The sequence below is a fragment of the Kocuria sp. HSID16901 genome (assembly GCF_003989425.1).
Taxonomy (GTDB): domain Bacteria; phylum Actinomycetota; class Actinomycetes; order Actinomycetales; family Micrococcaceae; genus Rothia; species Rothia massiliensis.
This window is the reverse complement of record NZ_RBLM01000001.1, coordinates 84,916-103,987: the sequence shown is the minus strand read 5'-3', so window position 1 is coordinate 103,987 and position 19,072 is coordinate 84,916. Positions and strand designations below refer to the sequence as shown.

At 61.8% G+C, this 19,072-nt stretch carries 20 protein-coding genes; 2 read left to right on the top strand and 18 right to left on the bottom strand.

The window, feature by feature from the left end:
• Window positions 1-15 precede the first annotated feature (15 nt).
• Both D8M21_RS00490 and D8M21_RS00485 read right to left on the bottom strand, forming a co-directional pair.
• Window positions 16-669: a class I SAM-dependent methyltransferase gene (locus D8M21_RS00490; protein ID WP_048684096.1), complete on the bottom strand. Its 654-nt coding sequence runs from the start codon at window positions 667-669 to the stop codon at window positions 16-18.
• Between the two features lie 9 nt (window positions 670-678).
• Window positions 679-1,386 carry a hypothetical protein gene (locus D8M21_RS00485; RefSeq protein WP_048683797.1) on the bottom strand — a complete coding sequence of 236 codons (708 nt, stop codon included), beginning with the start codon at window positions 1,384-1,386 and terminating at the stop codon, window positions 679-681.
• Window positions 1,387-1,443: 57 nt separating this feature from the next.
• Here D8M21_RS00485 and D8M21_RS00480 point away from each other — a divergent pair, with 57 nt between their 5' ends.
• Window positions 1,444-2,436, top strand: a complete 993-nt coding sequence (locus D8M21_RS00480) for a hypothetical protein (RefSeq protein WP_065424338.1) — start codon at window positions 1,444-1,446, stop codon at window positions 2,434-2,436.
• Here the strand turns inward: D8M21_RS00480 and D8M21_RS00475 are convergent, their stop codons facing one another.
• The 16 genes from D8M21_RS00475 to D8M21_RS00400 form a co-directional block, all read right to left on the bottom strand.
• A complete protein-coding gene (locus tag D8M21_RS00475; RefSeq protein WP_048683804.1) occupies window positions 2,437-4,371 on the bottom strand; it encodes an NHL domain-containing thioredoxin family protein in 1,935 nt (644 codons plus the stop codon).
• A gap of 164 nt (window positions 4,372-4,535) precedes the next feature.
• Window positions 4,536-6,806 carry a cytochrome c oxidase assembly protein gene (locus tag D8M21_RS00470; protein ID WP_238650868.1) on the bottom strand — a complete coding sequence of 757 codons (2,271 nt, stop codon included), beginning with the start codon at window positions 6,804-6,806 and terminating at the stop codon, window positions 4,536-4,538.
• Window positions 6,807-6,889: 83 nt separating this feature from the next.
• Entirely contained in the window at window positions 6,890-8,212 is a 1,323-nt protein-coding gene (locus D8M21_RS00465) for a Dyp-type peroxidase (RefSeq protein WP_048683807.1), read from the bottom strand.
• 11 nt (window positions 8,213-8,223) lie between these two features.
• Entirely contained in the window at window positions 8,224-8,880 is a 657-nt protein-coding gene (locus tag D8M21_RS00460; RefSeq protein ID WP_053090047.1) for a copper chaperone PCu(A)C, read from the bottom strand.
• A 6-nt stretch (window positions 8,881-8,886) separates the two neighbouring features.
• Entirely contained in the window at window positions 8,887-9,531 is a 645-nt protein-coding gene (locus D8M21_RS00455; protein ID WP_048683809.1) for a copper resistance CopC family protein, read from the bottom strand.
• 78 nt (window positions 9,532-9,609) lie between these two features.
• Window positions 9,610-10,194, bottom strand: a complete 585-nt coding sequence (locus D8M21_RS00450; RefSeq protein ID WP_048683813.1) for a hypothetical protein — start codon at window positions 10,192-10,194, stop codon at window positions 9,610-9,612.
• Window positions 10,195-10,488: 294 nt separating this feature from the next.
• Window positions 10,489-10,773 carry an HU family DNA-binding protein gene (locus tag D8M21_RS00445; protein WP_030015324.1) on the bottom strand — a complete coding sequence of 95 codons (285 nt, stop codon included), beginning with the start codon at window positions 10,771-10,773 and terminating at the stop codon, window positions 10,489-10,491.
• Window positions 10,774-10,841: 68 nt separating this feature from the next.
• Complete coding sequence (gene rpsN, locus D8M21_RS00440) at window positions 10,842-11,147, bottom strand: 30S ribosomal protein S14 (protein ID WP_048683817.1); 306 nt, start codon at window positions 11,145-11,147, stop codon at window positions 10,842-10,844.
• 5 nt (window positions 11,148-11,152) lie between these two features.
• Window positions 11,153-11,323: a 50S ribosomal protein L33 gene (gene rpmG / locus D8M21_RS00435; protein WP_030015328.1), complete on the bottom strand. Its 171-nt coding sequence runs from the start codon at window positions 11,321-11,323 to the stop codon at window positions 11,153-11,155.
• A 2-nt stretch (window positions 11,324-11,325) separates the two neighbouring features.
• A complete protein-coding gene (gene rpmB, locus D8M21_RS00430) occupies window positions 11,326-11,562 on the bottom strand; it encodes a 50S ribosomal protein L28 (RefSeq protein ID WP_030015329.1) in 237 nt (78 codons plus the stop codon).
• 275 nt (window positions 11,563-11,837) lie between these two features.
• Window positions 11,838-12,695, bottom strand: coding sequence for an SGNH/GDSL hydrolase family protein (locus D8M21_RS00425; protein WP_048683819.1), 858 nt, complete (start codon window positions 12,693-12,695; stop codon window positions 11,838-11,840).
• Between the two features lie 123 nt (window positions 12,696-12,818).
• Window positions 12,819-13,790, bottom strand: a complete 972-nt coding sequence (locus D8M21_RS00420; RefSeq protein WP_048683821.1) for a siderophore-interacting protein — start codon at window positions 13,788-13,790, stop codon at window positions 12,819-12,821.
• Window positions 13,787-14,605, bottom strand: a complete 819-nt coding sequence (locus D8M21_RS00415) for an ABC transporter ATP-binding protein (RefSeq protein ID WP_048684104.1) — start codon at window positions 14,603-14,605, stop codon at window positions 13,787-13,789. Before D8M21_RS00415 ends, D8M21_RS00420 begins: the two co-directional genes overlap by 4 nt.
• A gap of 5 nt (window positions 14,606-14,610) precedes the next feature.
• Window positions 14,611-15,690 (bottom strand): FecCD family ABC transporter permease, encoded by a 1,080-nt coding sequence (locus D8M21_RS00410; RefSeq protein ID WP_126855559.1) that lies wholly within the window; start codon window positions 15,688-15,690, stop codon window positions 14,611-14,613.
• Window positions 15,687-16,727: a FecCD family ABC transporter permease gene (locus D8M21_RS00405; RefSeq protein ID WP_053090049.1), complete on the bottom strand. Its 1,041-nt coding sequence runs from the start codon at window positions 16,725-16,727 to the stop codon at window positions 15,687-15,689. Before D8M21_RS00405 ends, D8M21_RS00410 begins: the two co-directional genes overlap by 4 nt.
• Window positions 16,728-16,740: 13 nt before the next feature.
• Window positions 16,741-17,796, bottom strand: a complete 1,056-nt coding sequence (locus D8M21_RS00400; RefSeq protein WP_048683824.1) for an ABC transporter substrate-binding protein — start codon at window positions 17,794-17,796, stop codon at window positions 16,741-16,743.
• A gap of 169 nt (window positions 17,797-17,965) precedes the next feature.
• Between D8M21_RS00400 and D8M21_RS00395 the strand changes: the two genes are divergently transcribed.
• Window positions 17,966-18,793 (top strand): HAD family hydrolase, encoded by an 828-nt coding sequence (locus D8M21_RS00395; protein WP_082156918.1) that lies wholly within the window; start codon window positions 17,966-17,968, stop codon window positions 18,791-18,793.
• Window positions 18,794-19,072: the final 279 nt, after the last annotated feature.

The window sequence follows — 19,072 nt, the reverse complement described above, 5'->3', positions numbered from 1 at the left end:
CGTCCGCACCGGGGTTCACCCGAGAAGGCTGACCCTCTCCCCGAGTTCCCGCGCGGGATTTTCCGGCTTTTTGAGGATGGATACCAAAAACGTTGACCCGTCTTCGAACGGTTGAAGATCCCACGTTGCCAAAGTCAGGTTTCGGCCGAGACCAGCCGCCTCGGCGTCGGCGAAAAATTCCTCAAAGTCGTACCCACGGCCAGCGCCAAACCCAATCGCGGCACGCCCACCTGGAGCCAGAGCTTCCGCGAAACCGGCCAAAACCGCTCGTCGCGAGGACGGCGCCAAGAATGTCATCACGTTTCCGGCACAGACGACGGCATCGAACGACCCCCGGTATCCCTCGGGGAGCGCGGAATCGAGGTCCGACAGATCCCCGACATGCCAGTTGCCGGCGGGATGGTCCAACTGTGCCTGATGAACCAGGTCGGCGTCGATGTCCACGCCGACGACGTGGTGCCCCAACCGCGCCAGTTCTCCACCAACCCTGCCCGGGCCGGCGCCCGCGTCCAAGATGGAGGCGCCGCGAGGAACCATCGCATCAATCAACCGCGCCTCACCATTCAGGTCCGCCCCTTGCGCACGCATGGTTTCAAATCGTTCGATGTACCACTGCGAATGTCCAGGGTTTCGCTGTTTTTGTAATTCCCACAAAGAAGGCTCACGCATGGTCATATTCTATTCCCCGAGCTGCGCGATACCTTCCCGAGCACCGAAGACCTCGGGCCACACACCGAGCACCACGATGAGGGCAAGAAACGCTAGCCCGAGCAAGACGACCGCCGTCGAACGGAACGTCGGATGAAGTTCCGACCAGCTGACCAGACCCTTCTGGCGTTCGGCCAATTCCGTCACATTGATCGTGGAATATCGCGTAGTCTCCGGGGTGACCAACGTGGACAGTTCCCGCAAGGTCTTTGCGTCCCACACGCGTCCGTCGAATCGAAGCACCCGTTTGCCAGACTCGTCGGTGAACCACAACCCCGGCATTCCTCGGTAGCGCAATTTGGCCAGCGGTCCGTCTCCTGCCGTCAACGCCGCTTTGGGCTGAAGTCTCTCGACGAAAACCGTGTGATGGATCTTATCCCGACGTACCGCTTTCCACCCGATGAGACGGCCGCGAAGCACGTGAGTATCGGTGAGCACCGCAACCGCCGGCTTCAACAGGGAGTAGACCATCAGGGCTGCAATGACCTCCGCCGCAAGAACCACCACCACAAAGGCGGCGGCCGGACGTTTGAAATACAGAATGGCCAAGAGCGCCAGTGCTAACGCGATCGTCGGAAGGACCGCCATGATGCGGCGACCGTACGAATTGATGCGCGGGTAAAAGCCCCGCTGCTGATGGCCGAACTTGGCGGGAACGTCACGGAGGTTTTCTGCCATGGCCTCAACCCTATGCGATGACGATGGAACGGGCAGCGGACGGATATCCTGGATGACATGTCTCCTCAGTCTCCGGTAACCCGCGCACTCGCTACCTTTTGCGCCGGAGTTCTGGTGGCCGCCGCCCTGGGAGTCGCCATCATGGCCTTGATTTCCATCTACGCGTTCGGTCCGACGTCGCCGGTCCGTGACTACATCCAGGCCATCCGCAACGGTGACGGCGGTCGAGCGATGACTCTCTTGGATGCCAAGGTCCCCGAGTCCAACGCCGCAATGCTCGACGGGCACGCCCTCTCGGAGTCCACCAAGACGCTGGGACACTTCCGGTACAACGTCAAGCAGAGTTCCGAGGATCGGGCCGTCGTCACGGTGACCTACCGGCTCAACGACAAGGACTCGTCCACCGATTTCCCGGTTCACCGCACGGGAATTCACGCGGGAGTTCTCGAGGACTGGGCGATCGACTCGCAGACTCTTCCGACGATCAACGTCAAAACCCCCGGGGTCGAGACCGCAACTCTCAACCGTCAAAAGGTCGGGGTGCCCCAGGGAGAGGAACGATTCGCCGTCTTCTTCCCGGGGGTTTACACCGCCCAGTACAGCTCATCTCTCTTGGACGCCCGAGAATCCACGACCACGATCTGGAGCCCTCATCCCCAGGGAGCCTCCGACCAGAACCCGTCGCTCTCCTTGGATCTTGCCCCGAGTCCGGCTGCCCAGGAGTCCATTAGGCGTCAGGTGGACGATGCGCTCGAACATTGCGCTTCGCAGGACACGCTCTACCCTCAGGGATGCCCCTTCGAGTACGACTTTGACGGGCGCGTGCAGGGCGACGTTTCCTGGTCCATCGTGGAAAAGCCGGACTCCTCAGCCACAATCGACCCGCAAGGCCATTGGAAGCTCACCAATCCTCAGGGGAAAGCCCGCATCGAATTCCAGGCCCTCGACCTGTACACCGGCAAGGTCAGCACCGTCAGCAAAACGATTCCGTTCCAGATCAATGCCGACCTTGTCGTCAACGGCGATCGGATCGAGGTCCAGCGCAAGTGATCAGTTGACGCCCCGGAGATCGAGCACCATCGAGCGTTCGTCCGTCTCCTCACCCGTGACTTTCACCGGAATCCCCCAGTCCTGCTGGTAGAGATGGCATGCGGCATGATCGGGAATTTCGCCGCCTGGCTCGCCATCGCAGGCCGCGGCCCTGGCGGTGACGTGGAGTACGGCGTCGGTCACCTCCGGGTTCAGTTTCAGAGTCCGGGTCAGCCCCTGCGCTGCACCTTCCCCGTCCAGGATGAAATCCGGCGGGGTCGACGAGACCTTGAGCTGGGTCGGGTCTCCCCATCGATCGTCGAGCTTCTGCCCGGTGGGCGCCGAGAATCGGGACACGATCTCCAAGGTGCCCCCGGCCAGCAGAGACGGCGGACGCTGGGTCTGGGAGGCTCCTTCGTCCACACGCTGCGCCTCACGCGGAATTGGCAGCCGCACCACCTGATGAGCATTGGTCTCGACGACCAGCAACAACGGCTCGGCCTCGGGCCCGCGGTCTTCAACCAGGACATCGGAGGGCTCGGCCAGGTCCCGCGCCAGGGTGGTGAGTTCTCCCGACGCCGGATCCCAACGGCGCACCGCACCGTTATACGTATCAGCAAGAGCTATGGACCCGTCGGGTAGTACCGCAACGCCGAGGCAGTGCTGCAATCGAGCGTCCTCCGAACCGCCGTCTCGGAAGCCGAAGTCGAAGAGCCCCTGGCCGACTGCCGTTTCTACGGAGACCGCATCCCCCTGGAAGGTCACGCGTCGCAGAGCGGAAGTTTCCGAATCGGCAACCCACAAGGTTCCGTCGGATGCTTGTGCGAGGCCCGACGACTGGGCGAACCAGGCTTCGTCGGCCACGCCGTCCTGGAGCCCCTCGGCCCCCGTTCCTGCGAAAACCTGGACCGCGCCAGAGGCGGGGTCGAAACTAAAGAGCTGGTGGGTGCCCGCCATCGCCACCACGAAGGCCTCGGCCGTTTCCGACCACACCAGGTCCCACGGCGACGAGAGGGAGACGGTACGGGGGTCGGCGTCGGGATCGATGACATTGGGGTCACCCGTCCTCGCACCCTCGGCGTCGAGGAGCCGCTGCACGCCATTTCCGGCGAGCGTGCTGACCGCGCCATCCGCCAGGCGAATTCCACGCAGGCGGTGATTGACCGTGTCCGCGACGACGACGTCGTAATCGAGGCGTTCACGAAGGTGATCTGGGAGCACCGCTAAGCCTTGTGGTTCATTGAATCGAGCGGATTCGGCGGGGCCATCCACGTAGCCCTTAGACGTGCCGCCCCAGACCCGCAGGACTCGTTCGAGTCCGGAGTCCAATTCGACGATTCGGTGGCGGCCGGTATCCGTGACCAGGTATGTGGGGCCCTCCGCCCCATCCGCACGGAGAGTCTCCGGTACGGCGATGATCTTGCCAGGGAACGATAAGATTCCCTCGGCCTTGGGACGAGGAACGTACGGACCGGAACCCCGATGCAAGGTCCCCTTGGCCTCGTGCTCTTCGGCCAATTCACGCACCAATGAGACGAGCCCCTGAACGTGCCCCTCCCCCGACAGATGGGCCACGATGTAGCCCTCGGGATCGACGACGACGAGCGTCGGCCAAGCACGGGCGGTGTAGTCCTGCCACGTCTTCAGCTCGGGATCGTCCAACACGGGATGAGCGATGTCGTATCGGTCGACGGCCGCGGCCAATGCGTCGGGGTCGGCCTCGTGCTCGAACTTCGGTGAATGCACACCGACCGTCACGAGAATGTCGGAGAATTCCTCCTCGAGGGGACGCAACTCGTCCAAAACGTGGAGACAGTTGATGCAGCAGAACGACCAAAAATCCAGAATGACGATCTTTCCGCGCAGGTCAGACCAGGACAGGCTCTGACCACCGGTATTGAGCCAGGCCCGGCCTGTGAGCTCAGAGGCACGTACACGGGGAGCGCGGTCAACCATCGAATCCTCTTTCCTTAAAAATCCTCACGGGGAATACCATTCCACCGGTGTGCTTGCGTTAGAGTAACAAGCCTTCTCCCCCGGTTGTTCCGTATTGCGCTCCGACGTCACCCGCTGGTGGATAACTGTCATATTTCGTCGTGTTCAACGCACCGTGGGGATGATCAATCCTTCGCCCGGGGCTCCGATTCGCCGCCCTCGTTAAGGCGCGCAAACATATCGTTATACGCTTCCAATTCGGCGTCGCCGTCCCGATCCGCCTGGCGGTCGATCCGTTTGGCCAAACGGCCATCTGCGATGGACCACTGGATGCCGACCACGACGGCGATGAGCATCGTCGGAATCTCTCCCATGCCCCACATGATCGAACCGCCGAGCTTTTGATCCGCGATCGCGGACAGACCCCACGGACGGCCAACGTTGCCGAACCACGACGCTTGCAGAAGGGCGTTGGAACTCATCAATGCGATACCCACAAAGGCGTGGTATCCGAGAGTCGCGATGAGGAGAATGAGCCGAATCGCGAATTGCGGCCGCCTCGGAATCGGGTCGATGCCAATCAAGACAAGCAAGAAGATGTACCCAGTCATGAGGAAGTGCACCATCATGAACTCGTGGCCCACGTGGTATTTCAGGGCGATCCCGAAGATCGGGGTGAAGTAAAACAACACGATGGACCCGGCGAAGTTCACCGCGGCAAAAATCGGGTTGGTGACCACCTTGGCCCACGTCGAGTGGATAAATCGAAGAATCCACTCACGTGCTCCTCGCGTGCCGTCCGCCCGAGGCTGGAGCGCCCGCAACAGGAGCGTCACGGGTGCGCCCAGGACCAGGAAGATCGGGATGATCATGGTCAACAGCATGTGTTCGACCATGTGGGCCGAGAACAGGACCCGGGAATAGACGGTGAGGGACCCCGACGTCGCGAACGTCAGGAGGGCCAGTCCGATCGCCCAGGAGCACAACCGCAAGGGGTTCCAGGAGACACCCCGCGAGCGCACCTTGGTGAAAGCCCACACGTAAGCGACGAGTGCGAAGATCGCGATGGCCACCCACATCCAGTCCCAACGCCACGTGGTGAACCACGAAGCCGTCGTCGGTTCCGGAGGCATCTCGTACCACGTGATGATGCGGGCCGGCGAAGCATCCGGTTTCAATTGTTCCGGAACTGGCGGAGCCGAGCGGGACAACGTCACGGCGATGCCCGAGGCCGCCCCCATGATGATCAATTCGGCGAGAATGACTTGCCAGATTCCGCGGAAGGCCTTGATCGCGCCCGATTCGACGCGAGGTATGAGGTACAGGCGATGCGCGGCGCCGGCGATCCCGAGCAGGAGGGTCAGTGCCGCTTTGGCGACAATCATGGATCCGTAAGGGGTGCCCAAGTCGGCCCAGCCGTAGATCCTGATCTCCGAATTAATGATGCCGGAGAGGAACACCATGATGAATCCGGCCAACGCCAACTGCGAGTACCGGTGCAAGACGACCACCGCCATGGGCGCGCGACGTTCCGAGGTCGGTCGGCTCCCACGGGTTCGCTCAGGCATGGTTCCCGTGCCCGCGTCTTTCCCGGTGAGTTGACGAGACAAATAGGTGAGCACGATGAGTCCGCCGAACCAGATGCTGACGCCCAGCAAATGCAGTCCTAGCGAATTCACGGCGCCCATATGATCATCGCCGCCCGAGGAGTGACCGCTCAGGGCGAGGGCCGTCACGGCGACCATCGTGACGCCCAAGGTGATCAGCAATCCGAGCAGTTGGCGTACGGCAAATATCAGGGTGGTCACGACGGCGGCAACCACGACGATGGTCGCTTGTTCCTGTCCCCCGGAAATCGACTGCATGTAGGTGATGAGCTGCGAGGTGAAGGCCTTGTCGGTGCCCACCTTGGTTCCGGAGACGTCCGCATAAGCGAGAATCAACACCGCGACGGCAGAGATGGTCCAGGTCAGCGCGGCGATGGCGCCAAAATTCAAGGTCGCGGTGAATGGAGGATATTCGGCTTTGCCCGTGTCCTCTGCCTCGAGGAGCTCCTGGGCTTCATCCGCAGAAGCGGAAGCCATATCTTCGACGCTGATGACGTCCGCGTCCACGGTCTGGGCGCGCCGCTGTCGGCGTTTGCGCTGGCCGGCGGCGTCGGCAGCGTACCGGGGAATCAAGAAGACGGCGAACACCAGCGCCCCGATGGTCGCAGACATCGACAGGTTGTGAATCGCGGTGGCCACCGGCAGCGCCCACCGCACGAATGCGCCGGGATCATTGAGATCGGTGGCGTTAGAGATCCCCGTCGCGACGAGGGAAATGATGAGAAAGACCAGCGTCGCCGCCGGGGCCACGAGTAGCCAGGGCCGGTAGAGTCCCCGAGCCAAACCCTGCGGGGCCTCGCGCATCAGCGTTCCGGCCTTGCTGGGGGTGTTCGCCTTGGTACGCGTCATCAGTTCCTCGGATCGGCGGTCAACGGTGGTGGGGTCCTCCCGCCCAGGCCACGGGTGCGGCCAGGGAGGGAGGACGGCCTGGATCATTCCTTGAACAGGAAATCTCCGACGAACCCATCGTCCTCGCATCCCGGAGGAATTGCGAAAACGGCGGACCCAATCGGAACGGTCCAGGTATTGAGCATGTCCAGTTCGGCCAGTCGCTGCTGGATCGGCACGAACTGTTTGATGGGATCGGCTTGATACGAGGCGAAGATGAGGCCCGTTTGGCTAACTCCACCGGTGCTCGATCCGGCCTTCGCTAGGCCAGATGCTTGAGAAACCGGCAAATCATAATTGTACGGTCGTCTCAATATTTTCTCGTGCGGAGCCTGAGCGGTGGCCCGCCGAATGTGGGCGTAATCCGCGATCACCGGAAACCCGATGGGGGTTGTGGCTGAAAGATCGGCAGGATCGGTTTCTTTCTGACCCGTCAACGGTGCCCCATTCGACAGTTTCCTCCCGATGGCGTCCTCACGCCCCGGAACATCGACTTCGTCCCAGGTGTCAACATTCATGTGAATCCGGCGAAGGACGAGCGAGGTACCGCCGTCGACCCACGGCTTGAGCCCGTCCATATTCCCGTACACGACGTCGTCCATGCTGGAGTCCTCGGTGGTCGGGTTGATGGTTCCATCCACCTGCCCGAACAAATTCCGCATCGTGGTTCCCTTTTTCAGAGATCCCGCCGAATTGCGAAAGCCATCCTGCACCCAATGGACGGTCCCGAAGCTGCGGGTTTCCTTCAACAACATGCGCTGAGCATGGGCCAACGTGACCTTGTCATCGCAACACAGTTGCAGGAGAAGATCGGCGGCTCCCCACTCGTCGGAGAGTTTGTCGATCTTCTCGAAGGCCGGCAACGGCTTAAGCCACGACGGCTTGGCACCCGGATTGACGACGTCGAAGATCCGTTCCCCGAAACCAAGCGTGATCGTCAGGTTGGCACTGATCGCGGCCAGCTCCGGTTCTTGGTCGTTGATCGGGGCACGTCCCGACATCAATTCCCGTGCGTCTTCGCTGAGGATTCGAAGCAGACGCTTGATATCCGATGCACCCACGGAGGGTCGGAGGCGCAACCCGATGAAGTTCCCAAAAGCCGGGGCCGGCGTCGCAATACCGGCCTGTCGTTTTCCACCGAAGGTCACTCGGGACGAGGCCAGGGGCGCGTCGCCGGACGCGACGGCCTGAGGGTTACCCTCATGACCGTCGCTCCCAGCGTTGTTTCCGGAGGTGCCGCCGCGATGGGCGAGCTCAATGCCCACCCCGGCGACGGCACCCGCGGACGCGGTGGCGCCCCCGATCAGCAGATTTCTTCGACTAAACAGCGAACGCCGTCGAGCCGTCTCATTCTGATCGTTGGACATGTGACCTGCCCCTACGACGAGCAGCTCGGCAGTTCGCTCTCCCCCGAGCTCATGGAGGACATGTCGTCTCCGGATCCATGGTCCATGCTGTGCGACGAACCGTGATCCATGCTGTGCTCGGACGAGTCGGAGCCCTGAGAGGGGTCGTAGTTTTCCTTGGCCCCCGTGTAGTCACGAATCGGCGCGTCCATGACCACTGACTGCCCGTCCTTCACGTTGAGCGTGACCTTAAGGCTGTCTCCGGCGAGCAGGGAACACTTGAGCTTCATCAACATGATGTGGTCACCGCCCGGCTTGAGTTCTTTCGTCTCCCCTGGCTTGAGCGTGAAACCGTCCTTCTTCTCCTGCATCGACGACCCACCCGTCTTCGGGTCGATCACGGTCTCGTGGAGCTGAACCTCGTCCGATGCGTTCGTGGTCGCCGAAGAGATGACGATGTCGTGGTCGGTCGTGTTGGTCAACTTGCCGAACACGGCCGTCATACCGGTCTTTGCAGCTTTGGCCCACGGCTGCTCGACCTTCAGCCCCGTGTCCGAGGAGGAGGCCGAAGCCGAGCTTGAGCTCGATGAGTTCTGAGAGGCTTCCTGCGCCCCACCACATGCCGTGAGGGTCAGGGTTGCGGCCGCCAAAACGACGACGGGCGCCAAGAGGTGTCGTGAATTCTTCATGATGGGTTACTTCCGTCCGTTCTGTTCGTCGTTTTTCCGTGCTCGGTTCCGCGCTAGAAGAAGCGCGACAATGGCCACAATGCCGAGGGCGATGATGGCGCCAATGACACCGCTCACCCACAGCGGGACTCCCGAGTTGGAAGCTTCGGAATCCGAGGAACCGGAAGAAGCGTTCGGGCTGGCCTCATTGGAGGCACCGGCGCTGGACGACGACGCATCGCCGGATCCGCCCTTGCCCACCGTGAAGTTGAAGGCCCCCTCGATGGGGTGGCCATCCTGCGAAACGACGCGCCACGCAACCTTGTAGGTTTCATCCGTGGCGTCGGACTTGATCTTCTGAGTGACCTCACGGCCATTGACCGTGGGGTCGCCCGTGCTCACGGTTTTTCCGTGCGAATCGGTCACGATGACCTTGTTACCGTTTTGGACTTGGGTAATTTCACCGGAATAGGTGAGGGTCACGTGATCCGGTGCGGTTTCGACCGTTGCATCCTGCTGCGGGTCGGTGCCGACCAATTGGTCGTGGGCTTGGGCGGCCGTTCCACCCATGAACAGGACGGCGCATGCCATAAACACGGTCGCTATGACGGCGGCAATACTGCGCGGCTTCTTATGGTGTGTTCTCAGTTTCGTCTGAGTCGATATAGCCATGACTGGCTCTCTCTTTCATCGCTGGATTCTCCGGTCCGCGGGCAGGTGTCCCAGAGCGGATTCCGGAGTATTGAATGTTTAAGCGAAAGCGGAGAGAGCGGGCGGTCCCCGTGGCGAGGTGGGGCCAGGGAAGAAACTCTGGATTCGCACGCGCAACGGCGCGCCACACAGCAGTGGCCGGGGCGCACGAGCGATCTCCACGCGGCGCGGCGGCAGAGGCGCGAGCCATTGCAGGCCAAGGTGCACGGCCCGCCGAAGAATGACGACGGCCTCATCCCCACGCCGAATCGCCACGTACGTCAGGACAGCCGCGAGCGAGTGCGTCAGAATCATGGCCGGCGACATCACGTCGCCGTGGGCCATGCCCGTGACCGACATCGAGCCGGATCCGTGGGACATGTGCTGGTGCATCATCATGGCCGACCCTCCACCGGAGGGAGCCATCACCACGCCTTGGCCCGCCTGGGCGAAGAGGAAATGCAGGACGCCTTGGGTGACCAGGACTCCGAGCGCCGTCGACAGTGCCGAGCCCCGCAAAGCGGCGGCAAGAACCGACAACATGCCCGACAGAGCCCAACACACGAGAATCAAGACGATTCCCGGCGCGTGCCCCATCGCGAGGACGTGGGACGCCACACCGGTGAAGGTTGCAATCGTGGCCACCAGCCAGCCTCGTCTCAGAAGTGACAGCCGGGATCTCGGAGCACGTTGATGTGTCACGATGATCCACCCCCTGCGATTCTTCTGTGATGACGAGCGATTGGGAGGGGCCACGACGTCGCGGTCACTCCGGCGTCAGTCTACCAACGGATTCAGCACGTCGTCGGGCGTTGGCAGTGACCTATGCTTCGCGAGGGCACCCCGTGAGTGGAGACGCGTCGTTCGGCTCACGGCATGGCAAAGGCCCCGCATCCCATGAGGGATACGGGGCCTTTGAAGCTCAGCAGTCTCGGAGGACTACTTCTTGGCGACAGCTGCCTTCAGCTTGGAACCGGCGCTCAGCTTCACGCCGTGACCGGCGGGAATCTTGATGGCTTCGCCGGTCTGCGGGTTACGACCGGTGCGAGCGGCACGGTCGGTGCGCTCGACCGAGAGCCAACCGGGGATAGTGATCTTCTCGCCCTTGGAAACCGAGGATTCAAACACCTGGAAGACGGCATCCAAAACGCCATTCACGGCGGCCTGGCTCATGCCGGACTTCTCGGCAACCTCTGCAACGAGTTCGCTACGGTTCTTAGCCATATCTGTGTCCCTCCTGAGACTTGAATTTTCTTGGCTCAAGCCGACTATACCGGCCTACACCCGAAAAATTACCAGCTGGACTTGGTAATTCCCGGCAATTCGCCACGGTGCGCCATCTGGCGGAAGCGAACACGGGAAATACCGAACTTCTGGAACGTGCCGCGGGGACGACCATCGATCTGGTCGCGGTTGCGGACACGGATGGGCGACGCGTTGCGGGGAAGCTTCTGGAGACCCAAACGGGCCTCTTCGCGCTCCTCCGGAGTAGCGTTCTCATCAACAAGGGTCTTCTTGAGGGCGGCACGCTTTTCCGCGTAGCGCTCAACGATGACCTTGCGCTGCTCGTTGCGAGCGATCTTGGACTTCTTGGCCATTGCTCTTAGCGCTCCTCTCGGAAATCGACGTGCTTGCGGACGACCGGGTCGTACTTCTTCATGACCAGGCGATCCGGGTTATTGCGACGGTTCTTGCGGGTCACGTAGGTGTAACCGGTGCCGGCAGTTGACTTCAGCTTGATGATCGGACGAACGTCCTTGGTATTCGATGCCATGCTTAAATCTTCTCCCCGCGTGCAAGGATGTCCGCTACGACCGCGTCGATGCCACGAGCGTCGATGACCTTGATGCCCTTAGCGGACACGTTCAAGGTGACGTTGCGGCGAAGGGACGGGACCCAGTAGCGCTTCTTTTGAATGTTCGGGTCGAACCGGCGCTTGGTGCGGCGGTGCGAGTGCGAAATGCTGTGTCCAAAGCCGGGAACAGCTCCGGTCACCTGGCAGACGGCTGCCATAGTTTCTCCTCCAATGTTGACAAAATGACGGTGCGCAGTTGTTGCCCGTACGAAGGCGGGCATTCCGAGCGCTCCGTCACCTACTTAGAGCACCGGGTTATTCGCCGGGCCTGAGTGTGGAGCAGACGCCTGCGTGAGATTTTCAGGTGTCGCCCCCGCCGCGGGATAACGGTGAAGCTTTCTTCGGTGCCGAGAGGTGGACTCACCACTACGACAGCGTTAAATACTATGGAATTACGGGCCCTTAAGCAACCTGTCAGCCGGTGAACATGGCCTTAATCACCGGAATCGACGGTCGTGGATTCGCGCGATTCGGTCACTTCGAGCGTTTGCAATTCCGGATATCGAGGCTGCATTCCATCGCCCGACGACGTCCCCCGCAGGCGTCGGCCCACCCACGGGAGGGCGAACTCGCGAACCCAATCCACGTTGGCCCGGGTGGTCTCGACCCGAGAGACGTGACGCAACTGCGGTAACGTCTCCAAGCCCAGATCCACGACGGGGGTCACGTCCAGCGTCTCGAGGACCTTCCCCGCGAGCTTGCGGTGCCCCAAAGAATTCATGTGCAAACGATCTACCGACCACAAACGCGGATCGGAGAATTCTTTGCTCATGCGCCAGTAGTCCACCAAGATCACCCCGTGACGATCAGCAATCTCCCGCAACAGCTCGTTGTATATGGCAGCGCGCCCACGAGTGCTTCTAAAGACGCCGTAAAAGTTCTTCGCATCAAATCCCGTGAAGGAAAAGACGTGGGCGCCACTGGAACGCAATCGAGTAATCGCGTCCTCGTAATGGACCATCATCTCGTCGATGTCGAGGCTGGGGCGCAGGATGTCGTTACCCCCGGCGTAAATGCTGACCAGGGTGGGTTCCAAGGCGAGCGCGGGTTCAATCTGCTCGTCCAGAATCGGTTCCATGGTGCGGCCACGAATCGCCAGATTGGCATACGTCGTGTTGGGAAATCGCAAGGTGAGCTGCTCCGCCACACGGTCCGCCCAGCCACGAACACCATTGGGGCGCGTCGGGTCGGGGTCCCCTACCCCTTCCGTGAAGGAGTCCCCCAACGCGACGAACCTGATGGGGCCACGCTCCGGACTCTGACTCGTTTCAGGAACCGACTCTGCCGACATCACTCACCACATTCGCGTTCTTCAGGGGAACGGCACTCCGCAGACGGCGGAGGCCTACCTTGAGGCTAATATCGCACGTCAGGACGGGGCAATAACGTTAAACTCTCGAGACGCGCGGATGTGTCAGGATTCCGCGTGGCCAGCTTTCCAATACCCCATGAAGGAAATGCTCGACTTATCGACGCCCGCTTCGTTGACGCAGACGCGCCGCGAGGCTCGAACCACCGAGGCCTCCCCCGCGAGATAGACATACGTTTCGCCCGGCTGCTCGCTGGTGCCCCACACGAACTCGTCGGCAGGCAACCGTACGCCCAAGGGGCTGTCGGCGTCTTCTTCCTTGGGGTCCAAGCCAAAAGCCTCCCTCAACGCCTGGAGGGTGAGCTTACCGCGTTGGACGCCGTCGTTACGCTGGAGCCAGTGCACTTCAACCTCGGAATGCTTCGAGGCGGCCTCAATCAACGGCTTCGCGGATTCAATCAGGCTCTCGTTGCCGCTCGGAAGCTCCATCAGGAAAATCGAATGTGACCCCTCGGGTAGGAACCGCAGCACTGACAATGCAGCGGGGATCGCGGTTTCATCGGCGCAGGCCACAACGTTGCTCGCCTTTGACGGGTTCCACATGGTCCACAGTTGCCCCTCCCGGGACGGACCAATAAACGTCAGAGGGTCGCCGACCTGGGCGTTGTCCGCCCACGACGCTCCCGGTCCCATCGTCTCGTCCTCACAGGAGCCCTCGGGTTCGTGCAGGACGAAGTCGATATCGATTTCGACCCCTTCACGGCCCTCCGGCGAGGTCCACGGGCGGGCATCGCGCAGGGTATACGTCCGGATCCACCCTCCACGTTCGTGCGGTTCGGCGGCGAACCACTTTTGGCGCCAGGTCTCGTTGAGCTCGACCCGCACCGGCCCCTCCAAATCGGGATGGGGAATGAAGAGTTTAAGGTACGCGTCCAGGACCTGGGGTTCGCCATTGCCTGCGGGCGAAGCCAGCCGCGTCAATTGCTCCGAGGCTAGACGCACCCGGACGAAGTCGCGGCTCAGGCGCTCCTTCCCGGTCACACGCGCCTCAAAGAGTTCCATCGGGATCGCGCTCATACGAATTCCTTTCGTGGTACCGGCACCACCACGGGTGATCCGGCGTCGTCGGTGCTGACCAGCGCGTCCAAGCCGAAAACATCCGCCAGATGGTCGCGGGTGATGACGTCCCGGGGATCCCCCGCCAAGGCGATGGCGCCGTCCTTCATGGCCACCAGATGGTCTGCACACCGAGCCGCGAGATTGAGCTCGTGCAACACCAGGACCATCGTCGTTCCACGCGTGCGGTTAAGTTCAACGACGAGATCCAGGAGCTCGACCTGATGCGCTAGGTCGAGGTAGGTGGTCGGCTCGTCGAGGAGCAAGACGTCGGTCTCTTGAGCAAGAGCCATGGCGATCCAGACGCGCTGACGCTGGCCCCCAGAAAGCTCTGCCACCTGGCAGGACGCCAGGTGATCGGTGTGCGTGGCTTCCAGCGCCCAGGCGACGGCGTCGTCGTCTTCGCGAGAAGCCTTGGAGAACATTCCTTGGTAGGGGTAGCGACCACGCGACACCAGATCGACCACCGTGATGCCTTCCGGCGCCACCGGGTCCTGCGGCAGGAGGCCCACCCGTCGGGCAAATTCCCGTGAGCCATACCGGGCGAGGTCTTTGCCGTCCAGGTGTACGCGACCAGAAGCGGGCTTCAATAAACGTGAAAACCCTCGAAGCACCGTGGACTTACCGCAACCGTTGGGACCGATGATCGATGTCACGCGCCCCTGCGGCACCTCAAAGTCGAGGTTTTCCACGATATTGCGGCCGCCATAGTTCAGGGTGAGGGATTCCGCGCACAGCCGGAGACCTTCCCCGGCGGCGACAGTGGATTGAGCCATGGAAATCAAGACCTTTCCTTATTGGCCGAAGCGACGAGCCACAGCAGAATGGGTGCACCGACGACGCCTGTCACGACGCCGACCGGTAAACGCCCGCCGGGGATCAATTCGGCGGCGGCAAAGTCGGCCAGTACGACGATGATCGCGCCGATCAGTGCGGAGGCCACGAGCGAATGCCGGCCGCCGATGAGCTTGCGGGCGATCGGCCCTGACACGAACGCAACGAACGTGATGGGCCCGGTCACGGCCACGGCAAAGGCAACCATGACCACGGCGAGCCCGATGTACACCCATCGCGTGGCGGCTACGGGAACACCGAGCCCCCTGGCCAAATCGTCACCGACCTCCATCGCATGGAGATTCCGGGTCAAGATGGCGCTCAGGGGAAGGAGAATCAGGAGTACGACGGCGAGCATCGTGATCCTCGACCAGTTGGCGGAACCGAGCGATCCGGTCAGCCAGATCGCGGCGTCGGCAGCCTGATAAATATTGATTCTGGACAGGAGATAATTCGCCAAGGCGATCGCGAGCACAGCGACCCCCAAACCGATCAACACAAAGCGGTTGCCGACGAGCCCGTCCCGGCCAACCGAGAGCCCGAAGATGACAACCGCGCATGCCACGGCCCCGAGCAATCCACCGACGGCCATTCCGGTGCTCGACGCGCCAAAGAAGGCGAGGGCCGCGACCGCCCCGAGGCTCGAGGACGCGTTGATGCCGATGATGTCCGGGCTGGCTAGAGGGTTACGCAAGAGCAATTGAAAGATCGCACCGGCGCAACCAAAGGCCAGGCCCGCGAGGGCGCCCAAAACCGCATGCGGCAGTTTTTCCTGGAGAACGATGAAACGGGCACCTCCGGCCCCGGGGATCGTGTGGCCCATCAGGATCGAGAAGAAATCTGGGATCGTCACGCTATAGCTACCCAAGAGCACGCGGATTCCGATGGCGAGCACCAACGCCACAGCCAAGGCTGGAATCACGAGACGAGAGCGAAGTTTCCTCTGGTGTCGAAGCGCTCGGACGTCGACCGCTGGGTTTTTCGACCGAGCGGGAGTCGTGGTTCGTTCTGCAATCGCGGTGCTCATAGATTGACCGCCTTCCGGGAGCGAATCAGGTAGATGAAGGTCGGCACGCCCACGATGGCCATCGTGACGCCCACCTCGACTTCGGTCGGCGGCAGGAGAACACGGCCCACGACGTCGGCCACGAGGAGAATCGTCGGACCGGCCACGACGCTCAGTGGCAGGATCCACCGGTAATCCGGGCCAGTCAGAGACCGCACCGCGTGAGGAATCATGAGCCCGAGGAAGGCGATGGGGCCCGCGAGCGCCACGCTCGCGGCGCACAGGGCGGCGATCCCCACGAAGATCACGAAGCGCTTGAGGGCCACCTTTTCCCCGAGCGATTTAGCCATGTCGTCCCCGAGGGCGAAGTTATTCATGGATGAGGCAAATCCGACGGTCAAAAGGAGTCCGACGACGATCACGGGCGACAGGCTCAGCAGATCCTCGAAGGAGGAGCGAGACAAGGAGCCGATCTGCCAGCGACGGAATTCGTCGAGGGTCTTCTGCCCCTGCAAGATCAAAGCGTTCGTAATCGACATGGCCCCGGCGCTGAATGCCGCACCGACCAAGGCGAGCTTGATGGGAGTTGCCCCTCCTCGGCCCATGCTGGCAATGGAATACACCGCGACGGCTGCCACAGCTGCGCCGATCAAAGCCCAAGCGGCATAGGCCGGGGCACCCGAGGCCCCAACCCACGCGATGCCGATCACCACGAAACACGAACACCCGGCGTTAATCCCGAGGATGGCCGGGTCGCCCAGAGGGTTACGGGTGACGCCCTGCATCGCCGCACCGGCCGCTGCAAGGCTTGCGCCGATGACCACACCGATGACCGTCCGAAGAATACGGCCCGACATAATCACAGATTCCGGAGACCCGGAACCGGGGTGGACCAGCCCGCGAAGGGCAGCAGCAGGCGAGATCATGTTCGAGCCCAAGAACGACGAGCCCAGAACAGTCAGGATGAGGAGTGCCAAGACGCCGACCAAGACAGTGCCCTGGCGGGATCCTGCCTTGACCGGCGCTTGATGTCGACGGGTATCGACGGCTGTGGACATGAAGAGCCTGTGCCTACTTCTTACCGTTGGTGACGGCGTCGGCGATCTTCTTCACGAACTCGGTGTTATCCAGGAGCCACTCGATGCCGATGGGCGAATTACCCATGCCGAGGGCTTCCTTCTGGTCCGCGTCGAGGACGGCGGCGTCCTTGGCAATCGCGGGGATCTGCTTGAGGACGGCGTTGGACTTGATCTTGTTGATGCTCTCTTCGGAGTCGACCCAGGAGTAGAGCATGTCCGAGGTCAGCTCGGAGGCGCGCTCATTGGACCAGGTGCCGTAGAAGGTATCGGTCTTGAGGGACTTGACGGAGTCGGCGAGCTTCATACCCAACGACTCGAGGAAGTTCACGCGTCCATCGCCTTGGGCATACACGCTGATGGAGGGCTGCGCCTCAGCGACGGAAAGGTTGGAGGCCACGAACGTCGCGTCCTTGAGCTGGCTGTACTTCGATGCCGCGTCCTTGAGCTTGCCCTCGACCTTCTGGACGAGGTCGTCGGCGGCCTTGCTGCGGCCGAGCGCCTTACCGATGGTGCGCGTCGAGTCCTGCCACGGCACGGTCCAGCCGTCTTGGTGGTCCTTGCCGTAAACGACGACCGGGGCGATGTCCTTGAGCTTATTGAAGGTCTCTTGATCCATGGTTCCAACCGCGGAGACGATCAGGTCCGGGGACAGTTTGGCGATTTCTTCAAAGTTAATGCCATCGGTCTCAGGGAAGCGCTTCGGCAATTCTCCACCGAGGTCCTTGACCTTCGCATCAAACCAGTCGGTCGAGTGGTTCTTGTTTTCGCCCCAGTTCACATAGCCCGAGCCGATAGGGACGACGCCCAGGGACAGAATGATTTCGGCGTTGATCCAACCGACGCCCACGACCTTCTTGGGCTCAGACTCGATCTTGGTCTCGCCGAACGGGGACTGAAGAGTCACGGGGAATGCACCAGACTCGGCGGAGGCACCATTGCCACCCGATGAAGAGTCGTCCTTCGAGCCGGTCGAGCAGCTGACGAGCGCAAGCGCTGCGGCTGAGGCCGCGGCGGCCTTCAGGAAGGTGCCACGTGAAAGGGAAACCATGGTGTCGTTACTCCTCTTGGTCGGGGACAAGACCGCTGAATACGAGTCCAGAGCCCGCGCGAATGATGTTTGGCCTACTCATCCCGCACATGCAGAGTTTGTAAGGCAAGCCTCAACATACCACGCCCGTGAGGTAATGAGGTAATTAGGACAAGAAAAAATGACCTAAATGATTCCGGATGCCGCTTCCCCTGCACACCCCCGCCGCGTCGTGACATGTCATGAATGCGGCACTTCGCGCGACGTTCTGCGGCCTGCCATGATGGGATTCATGACGTTTCTTTCCTGGTCAGCACCGCTGAGCCCGTCCACCTTTTCCCCCGATTGGACCCCAACAGCGGTGGTCTTTGACTGTGATGGAGTTCTCATGGATACCGAGCGGTCATGGGGCGAAACAGTCGCCCGAGTGAGTCACGACTTGGGCATAGGCGACCCTCATCTCATGGCCGACAAGATGACCGCCATGCCGGCCACCGTCATCGCCGAGGGCCTGGCGCGAGAAGAACTACCGAGCGGCACGTCCGAGGAGGAACTCGCCGGACGCAGCCGTGAAATTTTGGATCGTCTGAGCGAGCTCGACCGCGAACGCATTGCTCGCGGCGTCGACCTCATCCCGGGCGCCATGGACCTCGTCCGTGCCTTCGCGGAGGTCATCCCCGTGGCTGTGGCCTCAAATTCTTCGCGGGAGATCCTCGACATCAAGCTGGACGTGGCCGGCTACAAGCCGTATCTCACAACGTGGGTGTCGTCGGACGACGTCGCGCATGGCAAGCCGGCTCCAGATATGTACCTGGCCGCTATCAACACCCTCAAGGCAACCCCCGAGCACGCTCTCACCTTCGAAGATTCGGGGCCGGGAGCCGCGGCGGCGGTAGCGGCGGGAACACGCGTGATCGCCCTGAGTGACCCCGCCGACGAAGCGCCAGCCGCTCACTTTGCGACGTCGAGCTTCACGGATCCCGATTTCCTCCGACACATGAACGCGTGGATCGGCTAAGACGAGTCGTCAGATTCCGCCCCGGGCAACACAATGCCCGGGGGATCTGCGGCTCGCACTTCCTCAAATCCCCCGGGCTTTGCATAGCAACAGTAACTAATTGATCTGAGTATTTCGTGCACCAGATCTGAAATTTGTCTGGGAAATGGGCCTGTGACGATCGGTATCGTCAGTGACTCGGGCCGACGGCGCGGCCTACCATAGAGGCACGGCACCACACGTCGCCGTCCCCACGGTGCGCCGAAATTCCCCGCACCTCACAAACCTCGGAGGGAGGCC

Bases quoted from the DNA above. Each gene is read 5' to 3' on its own strand.
- D8M21_RS00445 (WP_030015324.1), bottom strand. From the start codon at position 10,773: ATGGCTAAGAACCGTAGCGAACTCGTTGCAGAGGTTGCCGAGAAGTCC.
- D8M21_RS00455 (WP_048683809.1), bottom strand. From the start codon at position 9,531: ATGGCTATATCGACTCAGACGAAACTGAGAACACACCATAAGAAGCCG.
- D8M21_RS00410 (WP_126855559.1), bottom strand. From the start codon at position 15,690: ATGAGCACCGCGATTGCAGAACGAACCACGACTCCCGCTCGGTCGAAA.
- D8M21_RS00420 (WP_048683821.1), bottom strand. From the start codon at position 13,790: ATGAGCGCGATCCCGATGGAACTCTTTGAGGCGCGTGTGACCGGGAAG.
- D8M21_RS00465 (WP_048683807.1), bottom strand. From the start codon at position 8,212: ATGTCCAACGATCAGAATGAGACGGCTCGACGGCGTTCGCTGTTTAGT.
- D8M21_RS00395 (WP_082156918.1), top strand. From the start codon at position 17,966: ATGATTCCGGATGCCGCTTCCCCTGCACACCCCCGCCGCGTCGTGACA.
- rpmB (WP_030015329.1), bottom strand. From the start codon at position 11,562: ATGGCAGCCGTCTGCCAGGTGACCGGAGCTGTTCCCGGCTTTGGACAC.
- D8M21_RS00425 (WP_048683819.1), bottom strand. From the start codon at position 12,695: ATGTCGGCAGAGTCGGTTCCTGAAACGAGTCAGAGTCCGGAGCGTGGC.
- D8M21_RS00470 (WP_238650868.1), bottom strand. From the start codon at position 6,806: ATGACGCGTACCAAGGCGAACACCCCCAGCAAGGCCGGAACGCTGATG.
- D8M21_RS00475 (WP_048683804.1), bottom strand. From the start codon at position 4,371: ATGGTTGACCGCGCTCCCCGTGTACGTGCCTCTGAGCTCACAGGCCGG.
- D8M21_RS00405 (WP_053090049.1), bottom strand. From the start codon at position 16,727: ATGTCCACAGCCGTCGATACCCGTCGACATCAAGCGCCGGTCAAGGCA.
- rpsN (WP_048683817.1), bottom strand. From the start codon at position 11,147: ATGGCCAAGAAGTCCAAGATCGCTCGCAACGAGCAGCGCAAGGTCATC.
- D8M21_RS00415 (WP_048684104.1), bottom strand. From the start codon at position 14,605: ATGGCTCAATCCACTGTCGCCGCCGGGGAAGGTCTCCGGCTGTGCGCG.
- D8M21_RS00485 (WP_048683797.1), bottom strand. From the start codon at position 1,386: ATGGCAGAAAACCTCCGTGACGTTCCCGCCAAGTTCGGCCATCAGCAG.
- D8M21_RS00490 (WP_048684096.1), bottom strand. From the start codon at position 669: ATGCGTGAGCCTTCTTTGTGGGAATTACAAAAACAGCGAAACCCTGGA.
- D8M21_RS00460 (WP_053090047.1), bottom strand. From the start codon at position 8,880: ATGAAGAATTCACGACACCTCTTGGCGCCCGTCGTCGTTTTGGCGGCC.
- rpmG (WP_030015328.1), bottom strand. From the start codon at position 11,323: ATGGCATCGAATACCAAGGACGTTCGTCCGATCATCAAGCTGAAGTCA.
- D8M21_RS00480 (WP_065424338.1), top strand. From the start codon at position 1,444: ATGTCTCCTCAGTCTCCGGTAACCCGCGCACTCGCTACCTTTTGCGCC.
- D8M21_RS00400 (WP_048683824.1), bottom strand. From the start codon at position 17,796: ATGGTTTCCCTTTCACGTGGCACCTTCCTGAAGGCCGCCGCGGCCTCA.